The organism is Methanobrevibacter sp. (assembly GCF_017406825.1).
Lineage (GTDB): Archaea > Methanobacteriota > Methanobacteria > Methanobacteriales > Methanobacteriaceae > Methanocatella.
The window spans coordinates 1-2,824 of the sequence record NZ_JAFQXT010000052.1; the positions used below are offsets into that span (position 1 = coordinate 1).

General features: G+C 32.9%; 4 protein-coding genes. 1 reads left to right on the forward strand and 3 read right to left on the reverse strand.

Annotated features, from left to right (window positions below; all coding sequences use genetic code 11):
- Nucleotides 1-260 precede the first annotated feature (260 nt).
- Together IJF99_RS09135 and IJF99_RS09140 are read right to left on the reverse strand one after the other, a co-directional pair.
- Complete coding sequence (locus tag IJF99_RS09135; protein WP_292794541.1) at nucleotides 261-1,442, reverse strand: alpha/beta fold hydrolase; 1,182 nt, start codon at nucleotides 1,440-1,442, stop codon at nucleotides 261-263.
- A 5-nt stretch (nucleotides 1,443-1,447) separates the two neighbouring features.
- On the reverse strand, nucleotides 1,448-1,891 hold the full coding sequence (locus IJF99_RS09140) for a flavodoxin family protein (protein ID WP_292794543.1): 444 nt from the start codon (nucleotides 1,889-1,891) through the stop codon (nucleotides 1,448-1,450).
- Nucleotides 1,892-1,990: 99 nt separating this feature from the next.
- On the opposite strand from IJF99_RS09140, the gene IJF99_RS09145 reads away from it, so the two are divergent.
- Entirely contained in the window at nucleotides 1,991-2,410 is a 420-nt protein-coding gene (locus tag IJF99_RS09145) for a MarR family transcriptional regulator (protein WP_116592750.1), read from the forward strand.
- A 214-nt stretch (nucleotides 2,411-2,624) separates the two neighbouring features.
- On the opposite strand, the gene IJF99_RS09150 is transcribed toward IJF99_RS09145, so the two are convergent.
- Nucleotides 2,625-2,824: hypothetical protein (locus tag IJF99_RS09150; protein WP_292794547.1), on the reverse strand; the 200-nt coding region annotated here is incomplete at its 5' end.

Genomic DNA, 2,824 nt, shown 5'->3' on the forward strand with positions numbered 1-2,824 from the left:
ATATGTTTATCAGAACTAAATTTCCATTAACATGATGTTGATAATTCAATAGCTACTTTTTTTAGATTTGATTTAATTAATTGACATTAACATTAACGGAAGCCTTTTTCAATATCAAATCTGATTTTGAACTGTGATATATATGCAAGTGTTCCAGAAAATTAGTTTTGAATAGCTGAACCCAACCGTTAATGTTAAAGTGGATGCTATGTTTCCAACAGTATATGAATTTAAAAGAAAAAATTAGAAAAATGAAATGATTATTGGATTAAGTGCTTTTCGACTAAATCCAATAGCATTTCGCTTGCTGTTGCATATCCTCCCATTTGGGCATGCATCTGTGAACCGGAATCTTCATCAAACAATAAATATTCCTTTTCACATTCAAGCATATCATAGAATACTTTTGCTTCACCTTGTGTCATTTCTGATGTTCCATCCATTACAATGGTCAAACAATCCAAATCCTTAATAATGTCAGTATTGTCGAATTTTCTAAGTTCATCACAAATGGTTTCGGATGTTGCTCCGTGCTTGTAAATGTAATCTTCAAGCATGAAGTCCAATTGTGCGGGACGAACTTCTTTTGGCATTTTTTGAATCATTTCAAGTCTTTTAGCAAAGGCACCGCCCCAGTTTGCATTGCCTGGATCAACAATACACATTCTAACACGTTCATCATAGATTGCGGCTCTAGGCACTAGAAATCCTCCAAAGCTTATTCCGAAAAGTATTATGTTTTCCTCATCTATGCCTTCAAAGTTTTCTAAACAGTAATCGATAATTGGGGTTATTACATTTTCTATATCATGTCTGAATGGAATTCCGTTCATTCTAAGGGCAAATCCCTGACCTGGACCGTCATACACAAGACAGTTTATTCCTCTTTCGAGTGCCTGTCTGTAAACCCATGCAGTATCTTCTGCGAAAGTATCTCTTCCAGGAGTCAATATCATTAACGGTGCATTTTCATCTGCAACGGGAGATTGATAATAATGTGCTGGAAGAAATGAGTCTCCATAAGGGATTTCGATATATTCTCCTGGGAAAGTGGATACTTCTAGATATTTATGATAACAATCCAAACTGTTTTGAGAATACTTGGAAAGTCTATCATCATCAATTGAGTTAAAATACATTAAAGCAATTCTCCAATAGGTTGATGCCCTTAGATATGCACTTTCTTTTGTCACGTTACTGTTGGATTTTTCTGCTCTTTTTTCAAGTGTTGTTGCCATTTCAGACCATGCATCAATCCATTCTTTTCCTGCTTTGAATTTAGCAACTGTTTCCAGTACTTCCCCTACATCTGCCATTTGCAGGTAGGTTAATCCTAGTGCATGTCTTATCAGTGCATCCTGCAGGACATTGTCGCTGAATTTATCCGCTGACCAGTGGCCTTCAACGCCAACTGACGGCATTTTATTCATCATTTTTTTCATTAATATCACCTCAAATTGTTTTTTATAAATTCACGAGCTTTTCTAAAGTCTTTTTCGTTGGGATGGTTTTTGGCTATTCCACCGATTTTTTCAAAAAATCCGTATGTGTCATATCCTCTGCAGCTGAATCCTCCAATAAATTCACAATTCTGGGATTTAATTGTTTTTTGAATGCTTCTTGCATAGTTTATGTAATTAATGCCGCATGTGTAAACAGTGAAAACCTTTTTGCCGGTCAAGTCAATTTCTGAAGCCAGCTTTTCGATGCCTTTGTGGAATTTATGGAAATATATTCCTGAAGCAAATCCTATTGCATCATAAACTGAAAAATCTGTTTTTTTAGCTTCAGATATTTTTAATAAGTCGATATCATTTGAATATGCCATTACGTCGAGAACTTTTTTTGTATTTCCATGGTGTGATGAAACATATATTATTGCGGTTTTCATTTTTTATCATCTCGAAAAAATTTTATTTCCTATAAAATAATTTCCTATGAAACTATTTCATAGAAAACTATTTAACAATAATCATATATAAACATTGCTATGGAAGAAAAAAAATTAGGATTCCTAATAGCCAATCTATTCAACGATTACACAAACTACATGAATAGCTATCTTAAAGAAATGGATTTGACATTAAGTCAGACAAGAGTGCTCCTTGTTTTAGCATTGAATAATGGTGTTTCTATAGATTATCTTGCAGAAAAAGCAAACATAGGAAAAAGCAGCGTAACCAAATCTGTGAAGATACTTGAAAAGAAAGGATTTCTGACAAAAGAAATTGATCCCGAAGACAATCGTAGAAAAATCGTTAAAATCACAAAAAAAGGAAAAGAAATACAAAAGGCAGCTCTTCAAATCAATAATGAAATAGAAGAATCAATAATCTCTAAAATAGGTGAAAATGAAATTAAAACCTTAAAAGAACAGTTAATCACATTAGACGAATTAATTAAAAATTAAAAAACATCAACTAACTTCTTGAAATTTCAATAAGTTATGTTTCCATTAACATACGGTTGATAATTCAATAGCTATTTTTTTAGATTTGATTTAATGAGGTGACATTAACATTAACGGAAGCCCTTCCACAAATCAATCTTGTTTTCCACTGTGATATATATGAAAGGGTTTCAGAAAGTTAGTTTTGAATAGCAAATAGCCGACGTTAATGTAGTTATGGAAATTCACTTGCTATTTCATGGTATTTGTCAGTAACAATAGCTACAAAGTCTTGTATTTCACCTGTGACCTCTAAAGTATCTATATCTACTTCTTTGAGATAACATATACTGTTAATGTCTTCAGGGTCATCTGTTTCTGCAATACTATACCATCCCATTATCATTAATGGTTTATCTTTTGGGAATTTTTTTA